Raw genomic sequence first — 18,461 nt, forward strand, 5'->3', positions numbered from 1 at the left:
GCCGAGTGGGTGCACCGGGCAGTGTTACGGACGTAGAGTGCGGCGCGTGACGACGAGCGAGGAATCGACGGCCACGCGCCGCACCGTGCTGTGCCGCGCCGCACTGGCCGCGCTGGGACTGACCGCCGCCGCGTGCGGCGGAGGTGGTGCGTCGGACGAGGGTTCGTCGGCACCGACCACCGACAAGCCTGTCGAGCTGGGCGACGCGGAAGCCGTACCGGTGGGCGGGGCGAAGCTGTACGCCGATAAGAAGATGCTGGTCGCGCAGCCGAAGAAGGGTGACTTCAAGGCGTTCAGCGCCGTGTGCACCCACCAGGGGGCCCTGCTCGACCAGGTCGAGGGCGAGGTCGCGGTGTGCCCGCGGCACGGGAGCCGTTTCCAGGCGGACACCGGCGAAGTGGCAAAGGGCCCCGCCACCAAGGCGCTGCCTTCGGTACCGGTGAAGGTACAGAAGGGCAAGCTCATCGCGGGCTAAGGCATTCCGAGCACAGCGCAGTTCCCCGCGCCCCGTCAGGGGCGCGGGGAACTGCTCCCCCAGCCTCCGGCCGGGAGGTACCCCCAAAGCCACAACCCACCGGCAGCCCGCGAGCGTCCGGCAGGGGCACCCTCTGACCGGAACAACGCAGAGGGCCGACCAAGAGCCGCCGGACACCATGACCTGCGGCCAACCGGAGGAAGATACGCAGCGTTTCCCCCGACTTCGCTCCGCCCCTCTGGTGTAGACCGGTCCCCCTTGGGACCCTGTGCGGCACTGTGCGCAAAAAGTGCCGAGAACACTGGTCTTTGTGGGGGACGTTGTGAGACAGGTCCACGCTCGCGCAAGACTCACCAGATCGCTGCTGCCGGCAGCTGCCGTCTCCGCGCTGCTGACCGGCCTGCTGCCGGCCGGCACGGTCCTGGCGGCGGCCGACGAACCCACCACCCGGCCGACGGCAACAGCCCCGGCCGTCAGCGAGCCGGAGCCGAAAGCCATCGCCGACGGCGACGGCATGGAGCTCTCCCGCACCACCCGCCCCATCGCCCCCGGCGCCGAACTCACCTCCTTCGACCGGCTCGAGTCCGACAAGTGGCTGCGTGCCGACGCCCTCACCTTCAAGCTCGGCAACAGCCCCGCCGGCGCCACGGCCGACTACCTCTCCTCCGGCAAGGTCACCGAGCGCCGTACGGTCAGTGAGCTGGCCAAGGCGCACGACCCCGGCAAGGGGCGCCGCACCGTCGCGGCGTTCAACGCCGACTTCTTCGACATCAACGAGACGGGCGCCCCGCTCGGCCCCGGCGTACGCGACGGCAAACCCACCCACTCCCCCGCTCCCGGCGTCTCCGAGGCAGTCGGCGTCGGCCCTCAGGCAGCGGGCCGGATTCTGGACCTGTACTTCGAGGGCACCGTCACCCTTCCGGAGGGCACCGCGCCGCTCGACGGCCGGGACGCGGCGAACGTACCGCAGGACGGCATCGGGCTGTACGACGCGAACTGGGGCACGGCGGACCGGGCGCTGACGGTCGATCAGGAACCGGACGTGACGGAGGTGACCGTCGAGGACGGCAAGGTCACCTCCGTCGCCGAGAAGCCCGGCAAGGGTGACATCCCCGAAGGAGCAGGCGTCCTCATCGGCCGGGGCAAGGGCGCCGAGCGGCTGGCGGAGCTGGACACGGGTGACCCGGTCAGCTGGGACTACCGGGTGCGGACCGACGACGGCTCGCCCGTGCCACGTACGGCGGTCGGCGGTCGGGGCGTGCTGGTCGAGGACGGGAAGCCGCAGAACTGGGAGGGCAGGCCGAACAACACCGCGGCGCCGCGTACCGCGGTCGGGTTCTCCCAGGACGGCGGCACGATGCACGTACTGACGGTGGACGGCCGGCAGGCCGCCTCGGGCGGGGTGACGCTGACCGAACTCGGGCTGATGATGAAGGACCTGGGCGCCCACAACGCCCTCAACCTGGACGGCGGCGGCTCCTCCACCCTGCTCACCCGCGAGCCGGGCAGCGCCCGACTCCAGGTGGAGAACTCGCCCTCCGACGGCGAGGAGCGGGAGGTCCCCGACGGGCTGGCGCTCACGGCACCCGAGGGATCGGGGCGGCTGTCCGGCTACTGGGTGGAGACGGCCATCGACCCGGGCAAGGCCGCCACGGCGGACAGCATGCCGGGCGGGCACCCCGACCGGGTGTTCCCCGGCCTGACCCGGAAGCTGACCGCCGCCGCGTACGACGAGACATACGGACCCGCCGACGGCGCGCCGCGCCCCGGGTGGCGTACCGCGCGGCCGGATGTGGGCCGGGTCGACGCGCAGGGCGTCTTCCGAGCACGCCGGGCCGGCAGCACCGACGTCACCGCACGCGCCGGTACGGCGAAGGGGTCGACGAAGCTTCGGGTCCTCGGTGAGCTGGACCGTATCCGGCCGACCACGGACCGGGTGGGGCTGGCGAACGGTGCCGCGAGCGGGACATTCCGACTGGTCGGTTACGACGCGGACGGCAACAGCGCGCCCGTCGAACCGACCGATGCGCATCTGTCGTACGACCGCTCGCTCTTCTCCGTCGTTCCGGACGAGGACGGCGCCGCCGGTGCGTTCACCGTCAAGACCCGCTCCGGCCAGGACTCCGCCTCGGGCACGGTGACCGTCACGGTGCGGGGACACACGACGCGGCTGGCCGTCACGGTCGGGTTGCGGGAGCAGAAGGTGGCCGATTTCGACGACGCGTCCGCGTGGACGTTCAGCGCTGCCCGCGCCGGCGGTGCGGTGGCGGCCGAGCCGGACGGCAAGGAGGGCGGCGGGCTCAAGCTCAGCTACGACTTCACCCAGTCGACGGCCACCCGTGCCGCCTACGCCAACCCGCCCGCCGAACGGGAGATTTCCGGCCAGCCGCGCAGCTTCACCATATGGCTGAAGGGTGACGGTTCAGGTGCCTGGCCCTCGCTCCACCTCAAGGACGCGGCAGGCACCGACCAGATACTGCGCGGCCCGCTCGTGGAGTGGAAAGGCTGGCAGCAGGTCACCTTCGAGGTTCCCGAGGGGGTGTCCTACCCGCTGAAGCTGCGCCGCTTCTACCTCGCCGAGACCCGGCCCAACGCCCAGTACAAGGGCGAGGTGGTGCTGGACGAACTGATCGCGCGGACGCCGCCGGATGTGGACCTTCCGGCCACCGGGCGGCCGCACGACCCGCTGATCTCCACCGCTGCCGACACGGCCGGCCGCGACTGGCGGTTCGCGGTGCTGTCGGACGCGCAGTTCGTGGCGCGGAACCCGGACAGCGAGGCCGTACGGCAGGCGCGCCGGAGCCTGCGCGAGATCCGCGCCGCACAGCCCGACTTCGTGCTCGTCAACGGCGATCTGGTGGACGAGGGCGCTCCGGACGATCTGGCGTTCGCCCGGAAGATACTGGAGGAGGAGCTGGGTGACGCGGTCGACTGGTACTACGTGCCGGGCAACCACGAGGTGATGGGCGGCTCGATCGCCAACTTCGTCAAGGAGTTCGGGCCGGCGCAGCGCACCTTCGACCATCGTGGGACGCGGTTCATCACGCTGGACACCTCGTCGCTGACCGTACGCGGTGGTGGCTACGCGCAGTTCCAGGAGCTGCGGCGGCAGTTGGACGACGCGGCACGGGACCGGCGCGTCGGCTCGGTCGCCGTCATCCAGCACGTACCGCCACGTGACCCGACGCCTCAGCGGGGCAGCCAGCTCACAGACCGGATGGAGGCCGATCTGCTGGAGCGGTGGCTGGCCGATTTCCGCTCCCGCTCCGGCAAGGGCGCGGCGCTGGTGGCGGGGCATGTCGGTGCCTTCGACGCCTCCCGGGTGGACGGGGTGCCGTATCTGGTGAACGGGAACTCGGCCAAGGCGCCCGCCGCTCCCCCGGACGAGGGCGGCTTCACCGGCTGGTCGCTGGTGGGCATCGACCAGGGGCGGCCGCCGCGGGACGGTGACTGGCTCTCGGTGCAGACCCGCGCCCATGTCGACGCGCTGCTGCTGGACGCCCCTGAGCGGCTCACGGTGGGCGGCAAGGCCACGGCGTCGGCGACGGTGGAGCAGGGCACCGGTCCGACCGCACGCCGGGTGCCGGTCGGCTGGCCGGTGAGCGCGGACTGGCCGGGCTCGCCAGGACTGTGTGTGAAGGGCACGGTGCCTCGGGGCCGCTGTGTGGCCTCGTTCGATCCGGCCGACGGCACCCTCACCGGGCGCAGTCCTGGCACGGTCACTCTTTCGGTGATCGTCAACGGAGAACGTGCCGAGCAGCGGGTGACCGTCAGCAGATAACTCACTGCTCGGCGGACAGCCTGCCGGAAAGACCCCGGCCCCGCCCCCTACCGGAAGGAGTGGTGGGGCGGGGCCGGGAGAACGGTGCTCGGCAGGCGGCCGGGGGCCGCCGGGTCTCAGGAGTCGGCGTGCGCCCGCTCTTCGCGGTCGGCCTCGGCGGCAGCCTGCGACTGCTTCCGGGAGGCCATCAGCGAGGTGATCGTCGTGACGATCAGCACGGCGCAGATGACGCCCAGCGAGACCGGAATGCTGATCTCCGGCACATGTACCCCGGTCTCATGCAGCGCGTGCAGCACCAGCTTGACGCCGATGAAGCCGAGGATGACCGAGAGCCCGTAGGACAGGTGGACCAGCTTCTGCAACAGCCCGCCGATCAGGAAGTACAGCTGCCGGAGCCCCATCAGGGCGAAGGCGTTGGCGGTGAAGACGATGTACGGGTCCTGGGTGAGACCGAAGATCGCGGGGATGGAGTCCAGCGCGAACAGCACATCGGTGGTGCCGATCGCGAGCATCACGATCAGCATCGGCGTCATCAGCCGCTTGCCGTTCTCGACGATGAACAGCTTGGTGCCGTGGTACTTGTCCGTCGAGGGGAAGCGCCGCTCGACCGCCTTGAGCAGCCGGTTCTCCTCGAACTCCTCTTCCTCCTCGCCCGAGCGGGCCTCCTGGATGAGCTTCCAGGCGGTCCAGATGAGGAAGGCACCGAAGATGAAGAAGACCCACGAGAAGGTCGAGATGATCGCGGCACCCGCCGCGATGAAGATGCCGCGCAGCACCAGTGCGATCAGCACACCCACCATCAGCACCCGCTGCTGATAGATGGACGGCACCGCGAACTTCGCCATGATCAGGACGAAGACGAAGAGGTTGTCGACGCTGAGGGACTTCTCGGTGATGAAGCCCGCGAAGAACTCACCCGACGCCTGACCACCCCCGAACAGGAAGAGGCCGAGCCCGAAGAGCACGGCGAGGACGATCCAGACGGTCGTCCAGATGCCCGCTTCCTTGAGCGAGACGTCATGCGGCTTGCGGCCGCCGATGAAGAAGTCAACCGCGATGAGGGCGCACAGACCGACGATGGTCAGCGCCCAGGCGGTCATGGATATTTCCATGAACTATTCCTCCGGCTTGCATTCGAGCATGGGCCGGAGGTCTCTTCCACCCGAGCGCGCCGCCCACAGCGGACCGGGCCGGTGCCCCGGGACCGTCCTGTCCGGTCCGTACTGACGGGGTCACCGCATGGCTGGGAATACTCCCCTCCGTTGATGAGAGAGTAAAGTAATCCCATGAAAAGGTAAAGTCCTGGGCCTGGGAGGGGTCGATTCAGGCCCGCTCAGCCCCGCCCTCTCAGCCTCCGGAAGAGTGCCGCGCGGCCACGACGCGCCGCAGCACCTGTGGCACGACCTGGCTGTTGCTGGGCGCCAGCGGCGGCTCGTATGTCCAGGCGTGGCCCACCCACGGATCGGCCAGATGGTCGTCCGGCACCGGTGTCAGCCGCAGCAGCGAGCGCCACAGCGGGTCGAGAACCGGGCCGTAGCCGCGCGCCTCGTCCCGGTCGGCGACCACCAGCAGACTGACCCCGACCGAGGGACCCTCGTCCGCGAGATAGCGCAGCTGGTTTACGGCGCGGTCGTCGAAGCCGTGCGGGAAGTCGTGCACGACCAGCAGTTGGTCGGCCAGGTCCAGGTCGGGCGGCAGCGCGTCGGTGGCCCGGCTGCGTACCGCCATTTGAACGAGGTCGACGCGCTGCGTCAGCCGCTCCAGGGTGCGGGCCACCCCGGACGCGCCCGCCGCGGGCGGATCCCGCAGCACGCCGGACTCCACCAGCGGCAGCAGTGAGGTGGCGGCCGAGCCCGCCGGGTCGATGACGTGCAGCGTCATCTCGTCGGCGGGGTGTACGGCGACGATACGGGCGGCCAGCGCCGTGGCGGTCAGCTGCGCGAGGCGGCGCAGCTCGTCCGAATCCGCCAGGCCCGCCTCGGCACCCCGCAGCCGGCCGCTGTCGATCCACAGGCCCCGCTCCAGCGGCAGCCGCACCAGCATGGGTATACGCAACTCGGCGCGCTCCGGGACGCTCAGATCGCCCACCCGGAGGGCCATGGGGCGCTCGGCGGGCGGCTCGTACGCCTGCCATACGGGGTTGTCCCAGCGGGCGAGCGCGGGCGGCAGCGCCGGCTCGACCACCTCGGACTCGGCCTCCAGCTGGGCCACGTCCCGTTCCAGCACCGCGCGGGCCTGCTCCACCAGCGCGCTGTGCTTGGCCCGGGCCTCGGCGCGGGCCGCGTCCGCGGCGGGGCCGATGCGGGCCCGGGGATCGTCGAGCACGCCCTCCAGTTCGCGTTCCATACGGGAGTCGGCGAAGTCGACGGCCGAGCGGTACGCCGCGACGCTGCGGGCCAAGTCCTCGAACATGCCCCACACCTGGTTGTAGAGCCGCTCCTCCATCGACCAGCCGGGGGCGTCCCCGGCGACGGGCTGGGAGCCGTCCCCGCCCTGGCCCTGCGGCCCGGCACCGGGCTGGGCCGCGCCGGCCTGCGAGGGCACGGTCGGCTGGGCGGGACCGGCCGCGGGCTGCGGAGTGGCCGTCGCGCGGCGCGGGTGGCGGTAGTTGATCGGGCCGCCGCCCGAGGCAGCGCCGCCCTGGGCCGGCTGCTGGGCCTCGGCGGCGGGCTGGGCGGAAGCCGCGGTGGGCTGTCCCGCTTCCGTGCGGGAGCCCGCGGCGTGCCGGGTCGGCCGGTCGGGCGCGGGCGCCACCGAGCGGGCCATTCCGGCGGCCACCGCCTCGTTGATGGTCTCGGCGAGTGCGCGTGCCTCGGCGAGGCCCTGGTCGGCGAGCATCGCGGCGAGCCCGTCGGCGTACCCCTGCCCGACGGCCCGCACCTTCCAGGTGTCCTGGCGCTGATACAGCTCCAGGGCGACCACGGCGGACTCGGCGCTCAGCCCCGTCACCGTGTAGCTGACGAGCTGCTCGCCGTCCGGGCCGGTGACGGCGAGGAACGGCGCGGCGAGCCCGGCGAAGTCGGCCGGGGCGCCCGGCACAGTCGGCAGGGCCAGCAGGATGTTCACCCGGTGGACGTCCTGCGGCAGAGCGCCCGGGTCGACCGCGAGGTGGTGGACGGCGGCCGCCTGGCGGGAGACCTCCACCCCGGGCAGCTGCGGAGCGGCGGGGTGGGCGATCCACCCCGCGTCCCGCATCCGCCCCTGCTCGTCGTTGAGCGTCGCCCCGGCGACGATCGGGGTGCCCGCCGTCACCCGGATCTCCACCCGGGTCCCGGGCAGCGGGTGGTTCTGCCCCCGGACCAGCTCGGCCGTCATCGTCGTGCCTCTCCCCTGTGGCTCGTCACATGGCTCATCGCGCCTACGGCGGATCCCGGCGCCTGTCGCGGTGCCGGAAGCGCCGGGTCGGCCCAGCTTCGGCAGGAGGTGGCTCGCCACCGGCTGCGGCCTGTCGCACCTGCGACAGCTGTGGCCTGCTGCAGCTGTCGCCTGTTACAGCTGTGGCCTGTTACAGCTTCGGCAGGATCGTCGGCATCAGGTCCTGGAAGGTGCGGCCGTTGGCGGGCTCGCCGATGGCGGTCATCTGCCAGCCGCTGCCCTGCCGGTGGACCTTGGCCATGATCTGCGCGGTGTACTGGCCGCCACCGGTGAGGGTGTAGCGGGCCATCTCCTGGCCGTTGGTCTCGTCGACGAGGCGGCAGAAGGCGTTCTCGACCTCGGCGAAGGTCTGCCCGGTGAACGAGTTGACCGTGAAGACGATCTGGTCGATGTGGACCGGGACGCGCTGGAGATCCACCATGATCGCCTCGTCGTCGCCGCCCTGGCCCACGCCGCCCACCAGGTTGTCACCGGTGTGCTTGACCGAGCCGTCGTCGCTCACGAGGTGGCGGAAGAAGACCACGTCGACGGGCTGCTTGTCGGCGAAGAGCACCGCCGACGCGTCGAGGTCGATCTCCTTGGAGCGCTTACCGAACAGGCCCCGGCGCTGTGCGGCCTGCCAGCCCAGACCCATGCGCACCGCCGTGAGCGTGGCCCCGTCGCTCTTCTGAAGGCTGATCCCCTGGCCCTTGGACAAGTTGACCGACACGTACGTCCCCTCTCTCGAACCGCGGCCGCCACCGGCCGACGGCCACCAGGCACAGCACCCTACGCAAGGGGACCGACAGCCCGGACGGCCGCCCAGGACTTGTGTCGGTCTTGCAACACTCCGCGCGGTACCGCTGTCGCAGCGCACCCCGCGGAGTATGGCGGCGCCGTGCTACTTGAGCCCCGCCTCCTTCATCTGGCGCAGCTCCTTCTTCAGTTCGCCCACCTCGTCGCGCAGCCGGGCGGCCACCTCGAACTGGAGCTCGGCGGCGGCGGCGCGCATCCGCTCGGTCAGATCCTCGATGGTCTGGGCGAGTTCGGCGGCGGGCCGGTCGGTCAGCTCCTCGGCGCCCTTGGCGGCCCGCTTCTTGGCGGGGGTGGGTGCCTTGCCCTTGGCTGCCTTACCGGTCTCGTCCCGCTTGCGGTAGCCCGTGTCCAGCAGCGCCTCGGTGTCGATCTCCTCGCGGGCGATGTCCGCGACGATGTCGCCGATCTTCTTGCGCAGCGGCTCGGGGTCGATGCCGTGTTCCGCGTTGTAGGCAATCTGCTTCTCGCGGCGCCGGTTGGTCTCCTCGATCGCGCGCTGCATACCGGGGGTGACCTGGTCCGCGTACATGTGCACCTGGCCGGAGACGTTACGGGCCGCGCGGCCGATCGTCTGGATCAGCGAGGTGCCGGAGCGCAGGAAGCCCTCCTTGTCGGCGTCCAGGATGGCCACCAGTGAGACCTCGGGCAGGTCGAGGCCCTCGCGCAGCAGGTTGATGCCCACCAGCACGTCGTATTCGCCGGAGCGAAGTTCGCGCAGCAGTTCGATGCGGCGCAGGGTGTCCACGTCGCTGTGCAGATAGCGGACCTGGATGCCCAGTTCGAGGAAGTAGTCCGTCAGATCCTCGGCCATCTTCTTGGTGAGGGTGGTGACCAGCACCCGCTCGTTGCGCTCCTCGCGCAGCCGGATCTCGTGCACCAGGTCGTCGATCTGGCCGTCGGTCGGCTTGACGACCACCTCCGGGTCGACCAGCCCGGTGGGGCGGATGACCTGCTCCACATAGCCGTCGGAGCGGGCCAGCTCGTAGGGGCCGGGCGTCGCCGACAGATAGACGGTCTGGTCGGTGCGCTCCAGGAACTCCTCCCACTTCAGCGGGCGGTTGTCGAGTGCGGACGGCAGCCGGAAGCCGTGGTCGATCAGGGTGCGCTTGCGCGCCGCGTCGCCCTCGTACATGGCACCGATCTGCGGGACCGTCTGGTGGGACTCGTCGATGACCAGCAGGAAGTCTTCGGGGAAGTAGTCCAGCAAGGTGTGCGGCGCGGAGCCGGGGTCACGGCCGTCGATGTGCCGGGAGTAGTTCTCGATGCCGGAGCAGGTGCCGATCTGGCGCATCATCTCGATGTCGTACGTCGTCCGCATCCGCAGCCGCTGGGCCTCCAGGAGCTTGCCCTGCTTCTCCATGGTGGCCAGCGTCTCGGTCAGCTCGGCCTCGATGGCGCCGATGGCGCGCTCCATCCGCTCCGGACCCGCCACATAGTGCGAGGCGGGGAAGACGTACAGCTCCTGGTCGTCCGAGATCACCTCGCCGGTGAGCGGGTGGAGGGTGGAGAGGGCCTCGATCTCGTCACCGAACATCTCGATGCGGACGGCCAGCTCCTCGTAGACCGGGAAGATCTCGATGGTGTCGCCGCGGACCCGGAAGGTGCCGCGGGTGAACGACATGTCGTTGCGCGTGTACTGGACGTCCACGAAGCGGCGCAGCAGCTCGTCCCTGTCGATCTCCTCGCCGACCTTCAGCGGCACCATGCGGTCCACGTACTCCTGCGGGGTGCCCAGGCCGTAGATGCAGGAGACGGAGGCGACGACGATCACGTCACGCCGGGTGAGCAGCGAATTCGTCGCACTGTGGCGCAGACGTTCGACCTCCTCGTTGATCGAGGAGTCCTTCTCGATGTAGGTGTCCGTCTGCGGGACGTACGCCTCCGGCTGGTAGTAGTCGTAGTACGAGACGAAGTACTCGACCGCGTTGTTCGGCAGCAGCTCGCGGAACTCGTTGGCGAGCTGCGCTGCCAGGGTCTTGTTCGGCGCCATCACCAGCGTCGGGCGCTGGAGCTTCTCGATCATCCACGCCGTGGTGGCCGACTTACCGGTGCCGGTGGCGCCCAGCAGCACGACATCCTTCTCACCTGCGGTGACTCGCTGTGCGAGCTCCGCGATGGCGGTCGGCTGGTCGCCGCTGGGCTGGTAGGGGCTGACGACCTCGAAGGGCGCCACCTTGCGTTGGATCTCGGTGTTGGGCCGCATGTTCACCACGGTACGACTCACCTCTGACAGCGGGCTCCGGAGCGCAAACTACCCCCCACTGGCAGATTGCTGCCAATTTGTTCCGTCGCAGGTCAGCGGCTCGACTACAACTCGTTCAGCTCTACGCCACTTTGTCCCCGCTTGTTTGTATTGCGCATCGGGAACTGTTTTGTCAGTCCGTGCAGCACAAGCGAGGAGTCCCGCATGTCGATACGCCCGCTGACCGCTACCGCCGCAGGTGCACTGCTGGGTATGAGCGCGCTCTTCCTCACCGCCACGCCGACCGCCGCGGCCTCGGAACGGTCGGCCAGACAGACGCCGGAGCCCGTCGTCGACCCCGCCGACCCCGAACCCGCCGACCCCGACTCCAGCTACGCTGCCGAACCCACCGGCACCGAGACACCTGCGCGCAAGCCTGGCGTCCGGAAGCCACAACGGGCACCCCTCCCGGTTGCGCACAGGGGAGCATCCGGTTACGCACCGGAGAACACGCTCGCCGCCGTCGACAAGGCGCACGAGCTCGGCATCGACTGGGTCGAGAACGATGTGCAGCGCACCAAGGACGGCAAGCTCATCGTGATCCACGACACCACGCTCTCCCGCACCACGGATGTCGAGAAGCGCTTCCCCGACCGCAGCCCGTGGAAGGTCTCCGACTTCACGCTCAAGGAGATCAAGACGCTGGACGCCGGCAGCTGGTTCGGCAGCAACTTCAAGGGCGAGAAGATCCCCACGCTGAACGAGTTCCTGGACCGGCTCTCCCAGAACGGGCAGGAGCTCCTGCTGGAGCTGAAGTCGCCCGACATCTATCCGGGCATCGAACGCGAGACCCTCGCCGCGCTGCGGAACAGGGGCTGGCTGGGCCTCAACACCCGGAGCAAGCTCATCATCCAGAGCTTCGACAAGGCGTCGGTCCAGCGGGTGCACCAGCAGCAGCCCGAGGTGAAGACGGGCTTCCTGGGCACCCCCAAGGTGAGCTCCCTGAAGGAGTACGCCAAGTTCACCGACCAGATCAACCCCACCTACACGGACGCCACCAAGGACTATGTGAACGCCGTTCACGCGCTCAAGGGCCCGCACAGCAAGACGCTGGAGGTCTTCACATGGACGGTGAACGACGCGGACACCGCCCGTAAGGTCGCCGACGCGGGGGTGGACGGCATCATCTCCAACAAGCCGGATGTGATCAGCGACGCCGTGCGGCAGCGGTCGCCCATCGGCTGAGCACCGCCTGCGGAGGGCCGGGGCACGTGAGCCGGGCGCCGGGGCGCCGGTCGGCTGCCGCCGTGGGGCTGTCAGAGGGGGCCTCTAGTGTGCGGCTATGACTGACAACCCGGTGCGGCCGACGGCCTGGACGCTGCGCGAGACGCCCATCGGGCCGCTGCTGCTCGCGGCCACCGAGAAGGGCCTGGTCAACGTCGTCTTCCATGCGCGAGGACGCACACTCGACCAGGCCCTTTCGCGACTGTCCGCCCGCTTCGGCGCCGAGCCGGAGCCCGCCGGGCCGCAGCCCGCCGAGCACGCCCCCGCGCCGTCCGGCCACCTCGCCGCGGCCGTGGCGGCGCTCGACCGCTACTTCGCGGGCTCCGCCGATCCGTTCACCGTCCCGCTGGACTGGTCGCTGACCGGCGGCTTCAACGAGCGGGTCCTCCGGGAGCTGGCGACCCGGGTGCCGTACGGGACGACCGTCGGCTATCAGGATCTGGCGCTCCGCGTGGGCGACCCGGGTGCGGCCCGCGCGGTCGGAGTCGCCATGGGGTCCAATCCGCTGCCGGTCGTGGTGCCCTGTCATCGGGTGCTGGAGAGCTCGGGCGGGATAGGCGGCTTCGGCGGCGGTCTGGAAACCAAGCGGGCGCTGCTCGCACTGGAGGGCGTGCTGCCGCAGCCCCTGTTCTGACCTGGCCGGTCCCCCACGTCCCCGGCGTCCGTCGGCCCGTCCCCTCGTCCATCGGCCCGTCCGTCGGTCCCGCTGATCCGTCGCAAGCCCGTGGTGGCGCGGGGCGCGGGGTGCCAGACTGCGCGGCGTGACTGACATTCGTGACACGGCCGACGGTGATGACATACCGGAGGACATAGCGGGGCCTCCGGCACAGTTCGCCGCCGACGAGCGTGCGGTGCCGGGCGGGGCCGAGCTGGAGGCCATGCGGCGGCGGGTGCGGCTGGCGCTGGTCATCAGTCAGATCCTCGGAGGGCTGGGGGTCTCCACTGCGGTGGCGCTGGCCGCCGTGCTGGCCGAGGAGATCGGGGGCTCGGAGGCCGTGGCGGGTCTGGCGTCGACGTCCTCCGTCATCGGCACGGCGCTGCTGTCGCTGCCGTTCGCGGCGCTGATGGCGCGGCGCGGGCGGCGCGTCGGGCTGACGTCCGCCTACGCGGTGGCCGCCGTCGGAGGGCTCGTCGTGGTGGCCGGCGCCGCGATGCGGAACTTCCCGCTGCTGCTGGTGGGCATGGCCGCCTTCGGTGCCAGCAACACGGCCGGGCTCCAGGCGCGGTTCGCGGCCGCCGACCTGGCCGAGCCGCTGCACCGGGCGCGGGCCATCTCGACGGTCGTATGGGCGACCACCGTCGGCGCCGTGCTGGGCCCGAACATCGCGGCGCCCGCCGGGAAGAGTGTGAGCGGACTCGGCATACCGGAGGCGGCGGGCCCGTTCCTGTGGGGAACCGTCGTCTTCCTGCTGGCCGGGGCGCTGCTGCATCTGCTGCTGCGGCCCGACCCGCTGTTGACGGCCCGCGCGCTGGCACGGGCCGAGAGGGGCGACGCCGAGGGCGTGGGGGCGGAAGCGGACGGGGACGGCGGCGGGCGGTCGCTACGGGCGGGGCTGGCCGCGGTGGCGGCCTCGCCGCACGCCCGGGTCGCCCTGGCGGCAATAGCCGGCTCCCACACGGTCATGGTCTCCGTGATGGTGATGACCCCCGTCGACCTGGGCGGGCACGGCGCCGGGGTCGAGCTGATCGGGCTGGTCATCAGCGGGCACATCACCGGCATGTACGCGTTCTCGCCCGTGATGGGCTGGCTCGCGGACCGGATCGGGCGGTTCAGCGTGATCCTGTCCGGGGTGGCCCTGCTGGGGTGTGCCACCGCGCTGGCGGGGACGGCGAACGGGAACCACGCGCAGTCCGCGGCCGGGCTGTTCCTGCTGGGGCTGGGCTGGTCGGCGGGGCTGGTCTCCGGCTCCGCGCTGCTGACGGACTCCGTTCCGCAGCAGGCCCGCGCGGCCGTGCAGGGCTTCTCCGACATGATCATGAACTCCGCCGCGGGTGCCGGCGGCGCCCTCTCCGGTCTCGTCGTCGCCCAGGCGGGTTACGGCTGGCTGAACCTGCTGGCGTCAGTGCTGCTCCTCCCGGTGGCAGCGCTGACGGTGGTCGTCGCGGTACGGCGCTGACCCCACAGGGGGCCGCCCTCTCCCCGTCATACCGCCCGGTCGGTCAGCGAGGGTGGAGTTCGAAGGCGACCGAGCGGTGGCCGCCGTTGAGCCGGCTGTAGTGGTCGAGGCCGCCGTAGACGATCGAACGCGCGTATGTCTCGGGGTCCTCGTCGGTGAGGGCCTCGATATAGGCGCGGTGCTCCAGCAGCGAGGCGAGCCCCTTGCGGGCTGCCTCCTCCCCCACCCGCACGGCGTGCGTGACGGTCGGCGACGAGGTGACGGCCACCCACCGCACGCCGCTCCAGGGCAGCACGCCGTCCTTCTCGAGCTGGTCGCTGAAGATCCACCGGTTGCCCGCGTCGCCGACGGCGTCGAGGACGGAGCGGCCCAACGCGCGGTGGTCGGGGGTGTTCCAGGGGCTGCCGGGCCCGCCGCCCCAGGTGTCGTGGTGGTTGAGGGTGATGACCAGCTCGGGCCGGTGCCTGCGGATCGCCGCCGCGATGTCCCTGCGCAGCGCCGGGCCCTCCTCCAGGACACCGTCGCGGTGGTCGAGGAACTCGACCTCGGCCACTCCCACGACCTGTGCACTGGCGCGCTGTTCGGCCTCGCGGACCCGGGCGGCCTCGCCGGGTTCCATGGTGTCGATGCCCGCCTCGCCGCGGGTGGCCAGGACGTAAGTGACTTCCTTGCCCTGCGCCGTCCACTCGGCGACGGCCGCGGCGGCGCCGTACTCCAGGTCATCCGGATGGGCGACGATCGCCAGCGCCCGGGTCCAGTCCTGAGGCATCGCCGCCAACTGCTCAGCCGCGCCGTGCTCCTCCGCGCTCTGCGCTGTGGCCGTCATTCCGTTCCACCTTCCTCGCCCGCGCCCCCGTTGGCGCCGTTCACCGGATGCAACTTCGCACCGTGCCGTGCTGTTCCCGAGCGGCGTCAACAGCCTGTCAGCCTCCCGCCCCGACGGCACGTCGGCCGGTTCGCCGATTGGCCAGTCGGCCGGTTCGCCCATTGGCCCGTTGACCGGTTGGCCCGCCGGCCCGACCGGCCCGTTCAGCAGGGTCTAGCGCGGAACCCCGGCCCTTCAGGGCCGGGAGGAAGCGCTTCTCAAGATAGGGGTGACCCGTACGGGTGCACGGGTCTGCACTGTTGGCCTCAGCCGGGACGTTTCTGGTTCTCGATGTACTCCTTGATGATCGCCGGCGGCGCGCCGCCGCAGGACGCGGCGAAGTAGGACGGGGACCAGAAGTGGTCGCCCCACAGGTACTTGCGGATGTGGCCGGGGAACTCCTGGCGGAGCCTGCGGGCTGAGACGCCCTTGAGGGAGCCGACCAGCCGGGAGATGGCGACCTTGGGCGGGTAGTGCACGAGCAGGTGGACGTGATCGGCCTCGCCGTTGAACTCCACCAGCTCGGTTTCGAAGTCGGCGCACACGGCCCGCATGATCTCTTCGCAGCGCGTAAGGATCTCGTCGGTGAACGGTCCGCGCCGGTACTTGGGCGTGAAGACCAAGTGCGCGTGCAGGGTGTAGACGACCGTGCGGCCCCTGCGAATGTTGGGGTTTGGCTCCCAGCGTGGTGACATAGATCAACTGTAGTACGATGCCCGGCATGAAGATCGTGACGCAGGTGAAGCTGATGCCGGAGGCCGACCAGGCCACCGCGCTGTCGGCGACCCTGCGCACGGTCAACGACCTGGCGTGCTGGGTCTCCGAAGTGGCCTTCGCCCACGGCGTGCCGCGTGAGTACGAGCTGCGCAAGCACACGTACCCGCACCTCAAAGCCTCCGGGCTCGGGGCGCAGGCGGCGCAACACGTGATCAAGAAGGTGCGCGATGCGTACACCACGCTGCACGCCAACATCCGCGCCGGAAACCTCGGCAAGCCGAAGTCGAAGCGCCGGATCAAGGCGGAGTTGAAGCCGATCACATTCCGTCCGCAGGCCGCGCAGCCGTATGACGACCGGTGTTTGAGCTGGCAGTACGACGCGCAGATGGTCTCTATCTGGACCACTTCCGGCCGGTTGAAGAACGTCCGCTTCGCCTGCTCCGCCGACGCGCTCAAGACGCTCCGCGAGTACCGCAAGGGCGAGGCCGACCTGATCGAGCGTGACGGGGCCTTCTACCTGATCGCCACCTGCGAGGTCCCCGAGGCCGAGACCTACGAGCCGGACGGCTTCATCGGCGTGGACCTCGGCATCGTCAACATCGCCACCACGTCCACCGGCTACCAGGCCGCCGGGCACGGGCTGAACCGCTACCGCAAGCGTCAGCTTGCCCTGCGGGCCAAGCTCCAGAAGAAGCGCACCAAGTCCGCCAAGCGCCGGTTGAAGGAGCGCTCCCGCCGCGAACAGCGGCACGTCAAGAACACCAACCACATCATCGCCAAGACGATCGTGACCGAGGCTGAACGCACCTCGTCCGGACTGTCCCGGGAAGAACTCAAGGGCATCCGGCAGAGGGTACGGCTCCGCAAGCCCCAACGGGTCGCACTCCACTCCTGGGCCTTCGCCCAGCTCGGAGACTTCATCGTCTACAAGGCCAAGCGGGCAGGCGTGCCCCTGGTCTTCGCTGATCCCGCGTACACGTCGCAGACGTGCGCCGAGTGCGGCCACGTCGACAAGCGCAACCGTGTCGACCAGGGGCTTTTCATCTGCCGGGGGTGCGGGGTCGTTGCTCACGCCGATCGGAATGCTTCCCACAACATCGCCACCCGTGGCGAGACCGTGTGGAATGCGGGGCGTGAGTCACGCGTCCCTGCCACCCCATAGGGGTGTCTGGACGGAGGAGCCAACCCAGCAGCCAGTTGGGCGCTACCTCCAAGCCCGGTCCTTTAGGGCCGGGTCAAGTTGACCGCCAGCCGTGGACCTGTTGGAGGCGGTGCACCACCGCGTTGAAGCGAGCGCGGTCCAGGGCGCACGCCTCACGCCGCATGCCGCCCGGGTGCACCCGCAGCACCCGATCGAGTCCCACCCACGACTGGCGCCCCTCGCGGTCCCAGGGACCGGAACCCAGCGGCAGCCACTCCTGGTCACCGTTCCTGGTCCGGGAGGTGAGCTGTACGGCCAGGACCGGCGACGGATCACCGTCGCCCTCCCTCGCGACGATCAGCACCGGGCGGTCCTTGCCCCGGCCGTCGGCCTCCTCGTACGGCACCCACGTCCATACGATCTCCCCGGGGTCCGGGTCGCCGTCCGGATCGGGCGCGTACCTCATGCGTACGGCACCCACCGCACGCGGATCCACCTCGACCGTCGCGGTCGGCCCGCTCCTGCCGGGAACCTGCTCGTCTTCCTCGCCCCATTGGCCGGCTGCCTGACTCATGGCCTCAAGCTATCGGCCGGCCTCGGGCCGCCGACGCCGGCCTCGAACAGGCGCCCGCCAGCAGGGATTACGGCCCCTCGACGCCGACGGCGCCGCGTTCGCAACGCGGCGCCGTGCGGAGCGGGTGGGGTCGGCCGGCCGCGAGCGGACGGCGAGCGGCATCACCCGTACGGGTTGCTGCGCGGGTCGGCGGGGGCGCCGCCCTGCTGCTGGCCCGGGTTGCCGTAGTACTGGCCCGGCTGCTGCGCGGGCTGCTGGGGAGGGGCCGCCGGGGCGCCGGGGGCCTGCGGGTTGCCGTAGTGCTGGCCGGGCTGCGGCTGCTGGTAGCCGCCGGGAGCCTGCGGCTGGGCGTACGGCTGGCCCTGCGGGGGCTGCTGCGCGTAGCCCTGCTGGGGCTGGGCCGGAGGGGCGTACCCCTGCTGCGGCGCGTAGCCCTGCGGGGCGCCCTGCTGACCGGGCGCGCCCCCGACGACGGCGAGCAGTTCCTCCAGCTCGTTGCGCCACATGCGGTGGATGTTGATGCGCACCGGCTTGGCCTCGCCCGGCAGCGACATGTGGTAGAAGCTCCACAGCGGGTTGAGCTGGATCTCACCGAAGAGGGAGGGGGCCTGGTCGCGCGGGATCGCGTGCACGATTTCCTTCGGCCGCTGCGAGAACCGGGACATCCGCTGCACCAACAGGGCCTGTTCGGTGACCGTGATGAAGTAGTACTTGATCAGAAACTGGCCGATCAGTCCCAGGAAACCGACGCTGAGCCACGGGTTCGGACCCGCGACGGTGGCGACCGAGACCAGTGGCCGGTCTCCGGGCGCCTGTTGGGCAATGGCCTCGGCCACCTGCTTCTTCATCGTCGCCTTACGAAAGGCCATCGGACCGCTCCTCGCTCCGTTCGCCGCGTTGTACGGCGCTGTCTTTGCGTTCGGCGCAGAGTACTCGCCGGAGGTGACAATTCTCCCGACCGGGGGCCACAGCCCGGTAGCCCGGGGCAGGCGGGAAACCAAGCAACGGGCCAGGGACGGTCAACGAGCGGTCATCAACGGTCAAAGACAACTCAGGGCCGACGGCGTATGTCCCGCCTCCGACGCGGGAGTTGGTACAGCTCCGCGATCGACAGCTTCCCCCGCCTGTCCGTGAGCGACAAGGCCCGTGATGACA

Annotated in this window: 14 protein-coding genes; 6 read left to right on the forward strand and 8 right to left on the reverse strand. The window is 70.6% G+C overall.

Translation table 11 applies throughout. From position 1 onward, the window contains the following. Positions 1-46: 46 nt before the first annotated feature. Together ACQEU8_RS26050 and ACQEU8_RS26055 are read left to right on the forward strand one after the other, a co-directional pair. A complete protein-coding gene (locus ACQEU8_RS26050; RefSeq protein ID WP_433105159.1) occupies positions 47-475 on the forward strand; it encodes a Rieske (2Fe-2S) protein in 429 nt (142 codons plus the stop codon). 514 nt (positions 476-989) lie between these two features. Then, on the forward strand, positions 990-4,256 hold the full coding sequence (locus ACQEU8_RS26055) for a phosphodiester glycosidase family protein (RefSeq protein ID WP_433108718.1): 3,267 nt from the start codon (positions 990-992) through the stop codon (positions 4,254-4,256). Positions 4,257-4,372: 116 nt separating this feature from the next. Here ACQEU8_RS26055 and ACQEU8_RS26060 read toward each other — a convergent pair whose 3' ends face one another. The 4 genes from ACQEU8_RS26060 to uvrB form a co-directional block, all read right to left on the reverse strand. Next, positions 4,373-5,368, reverse strand: a complete 996-nt coding sequence (locus ACQEU8_RS26060) for a TerC family protein (RefSeq protein WP_433105161.1) — start codon at positions 5,366-5,368, stop codon at positions 4,373-4,375. A 235-nt stretch (positions 5,369-5,603) separates the two neighbouring features. Then, on the reverse strand, positions 5,604-7,571 hold the full coding sequence (locus ACQEU8_RS26065; protein WP_433105163.1) for a TerD family protein: 1,968 nt from the start codon (positions 7,569-7,571) through the stop codon (positions 5,604-5,606). A gap of 190 nt (positions 7,572-7,761) precedes the next feature. Continuing rightward, positions 7,762-8,340, reverse strand: a complete 579-nt coding sequence (locus ACQEU8_RS26070) for a TerD family protein (RefSeq protein WP_433105165.1) — start codon at positions 8,338-8,340, stop codon at positions 7,762-7,764. Between the two features lie 171 nt (positions 8,341-8,511). Then, the gene (uvrB, locus tag ACQEU8_RS26075) at positions 8,512-10,629 is read right to left on the reverse strand and encodes an excinuclease ABC subunit UvrB (protein ID WP_433105167.1); all 2,118 of its coding nucleotides are present in this window, start codon (positions 10,627-10,629) and stop codon (positions 8,512-8,514) included. Positions 10,630-10,833: 204 nt separating this feature from the next. On the opposite strand from uvrB, the gene ACQEU8_RS26080 reads away from it, so the two are divergent. The 3 genes from ACQEU8_RS26080 (at position 10,834) to ACQEU8_RS26090 (ending at position 14,009) form a co-directional block, all read left to right on the forward strand. Next, positions 10,834-11,853, forward strand: a complete 1,020-nt coding sequence (locus ACQEU8_RS26080) for a glycerophosphodiester phosphodiesterase family protein (protein ID WP_433105169.1) — start codon at positions 10,834-10,836, stop codon at positions 11,851-11,853. A gap of 97 nt (positions 11,854-11,950) precedes the next feature. Beyond that, the gene (locus tag ACQEU8_RS26085; protein WP_433105171.1) at positions 11,951-12,526 is read left to right on the forward strand and encodes a methylated-DNA--[protein]-cysteine S-methyltransferase; all 576 of its coding nucleotides are present in this window, start codon (positions 11,951-11,953) and stop codon (positions 12,524-12,526) included. Positions 12,527-12,770: 244 nt separating this feature from the next. Beyond that, positions 12,771-14,009, forward strand: coding sequence for an MFS transporter (locus ACQEU8_RS26090; RefSeq protein WP_433108720.1), 1,239 nt, complete (start codon positions 12,771-12,773; stop codon positions 14,007-14,009). Positions 14,010-14,052: 43 nt separating this feature from the next. Here the strand turns inward: ACQEU8_RS26090 and ACQEU8_RS26095 are convergent, their stop codons facing one another. Further along, the gene (locus ACQEU8_RS26095) at positions 14,053-14,835 is read right to left on the reverse strand and encodes a PIG-L deacetylase family protein (RefSeq protein WP_433105173.1); all 783 of its coding nucleotides are present in this window, start codon (positions 14,833-14,835) and stop codon (positions 14,053-14,055) included. 305 nt (positions 14,836-15,140) lie between these two features. Next, positions 15,141-15,569: an IS200/IS605 family transposase gene (tnpA, locus tag ACQEU8_RS26100; RefSeq protein ID WP_433105175.1), complete on the reverse strand. Its 429-nt coding sequence runs from the start codon at positions 15,567-15,569 to the stop codon at positions 15,141-15,143. Positions 15,570-15,595: 26 nt separating this feature from the next. On the opposite strand from tnpA, the gene ACQEU8_RS26105 reads away from it, so the two are divergent. Continuing rightward, positions 15,596-16,753 (forward strand): RNA-guided endonuclease InsQ/TnpB family protein, encoded by a 1,158-nt coding sequence (locus ACQEU8_RS26105; RefSeq protein WP_433105177.1) that lies wholly within the window; start codon positions 15,596-15,598, stop codon positions 16,751-16,753. A gap of 73 nt (positions 16,754-16,826) precedes the next feature. Here the strand turns inward: ACQEU8_RS26105 and ACQEU8_RS26110 are convergent, their stop codons facing one another. After that, positions 16,827-17,306, reverse strand: a complete 480-nt coding sequence (locus ACQEU8_RS26110; protein ID WP_433105179.1) for a type II toxin-antitoxin system PemK/MazF family toxin — start codon at positions 17,304-17,306, stop codon at positions 16,827-16,829. Positions 17,307-17,467: 161 nt separating this feature from the next. Further along, positions 17,468-18,175 (reverse strand): hypothetical protein, encoded by a 708-nt coding sequence (locus ACQEU8_RS26115; RefSeq protein ID WP_433105181.1) that lies wholly within the window; start codon positions 18,173-18,175, stop codon positions 17,468-17,470. Positions 18,176-18,461 lie beyond the last annotated feature (286 nt).

Source organism: Streptomyces sp. CA-250714 (genome assembly GCF_050936705.1).
GTDB lineage: Bacteria > Actinomycetota > Actinomycetes > Streptomycetales > Streptomycetaceae > Streptomyces.

Bases quoted from the DNA above. Each gene is read 5' to 3' on its own strand.
- ACQEU8_RS26060 (WP_433105161.1), bottom strand. From the start codon at position 5,368: ATGGAAATATCCATGACCGCCTGGGCGCTGACCATCGTCGGTCTGTGC.
- ACQEU8_RS26080 (WP_433105169.1), top strand. From the start codon at position 10,834: ATGTCGATACGCCCGCTGACCGCTACCGCCGCAGGTGCACTGCTGGGT.
- ACQEU8_RS26095 (WP_433105173.1), bottom strand. From the start codon at position 14,835: ATGACGGCCACAGCGCAGAGCGCGGAGGAGCACGGCGCGGCTGAGCAG.
- ACQEU8_RS26115 (WP_433105181.1), bottom strand. From the start codon at position 18,175: ATGGCCTTTCGTAAGGCGACGATGAAGAAGCAGGTGGCCGAGGCCATT.
- ACQEU8_RS26105 (WP_433105177.1), top strand. From the start codon at position 15,596: ATGAAGATCGTGACGCAGGTGAAGCTGATGCCGGAGGCCGACCAGGCC.
- ACQEU8_RS26085 (WP_433105171.1), top strand. From the start codon at position 11,951: ATGACTGACAACCCGGTGCGGCCGACGGCCTGGACGCTGCGCGAGACG.
- ACQEU8_RS26065 (WP_433105163.1), bottom strand. From the start codon at position 7,571: ATGACGGCCGAGCTGGTCCGGGGGCAGAACCACCCGCTGCCCGGGACC.
- tnpA (WP_433105175.1), bottom strand. From the start codon at position 15,569: ATGTCACCACGCTGGGAGCCAAACCCCAACATTCGCAGGGGCCGCACG.
- ACQEU8_RS26110 (WP_433105179.1), bottom strand. From the start codon at position 17,306: ATGAGTCAGGCAGCCGGCCAATGGGGCGAGGAAGACGAGCAGGTTCCC.
- ACQEU8_RS26055 (WP_433108718.1), top strand. From the start codon at position 990: ATGGAGCTCTCCCGCACCACCCGCCCCATCGCCCCCGGCGCCGAACTC.
- uvrB (WP_433105167.1), bottom strand. From the start codon at position 10,629: ATGCGGCCCAACACCGAGATCCAACGCAAGGTGGCGCCCTTCGAGGTC.
- ACQEU8_RS26090 (WP_433108720.1), top strand. From the start codon at position 12,771: ATGCGGCGGCGGGTGCGGCTGGCGCTGGTCATCAGTCAGATCCTCGGA.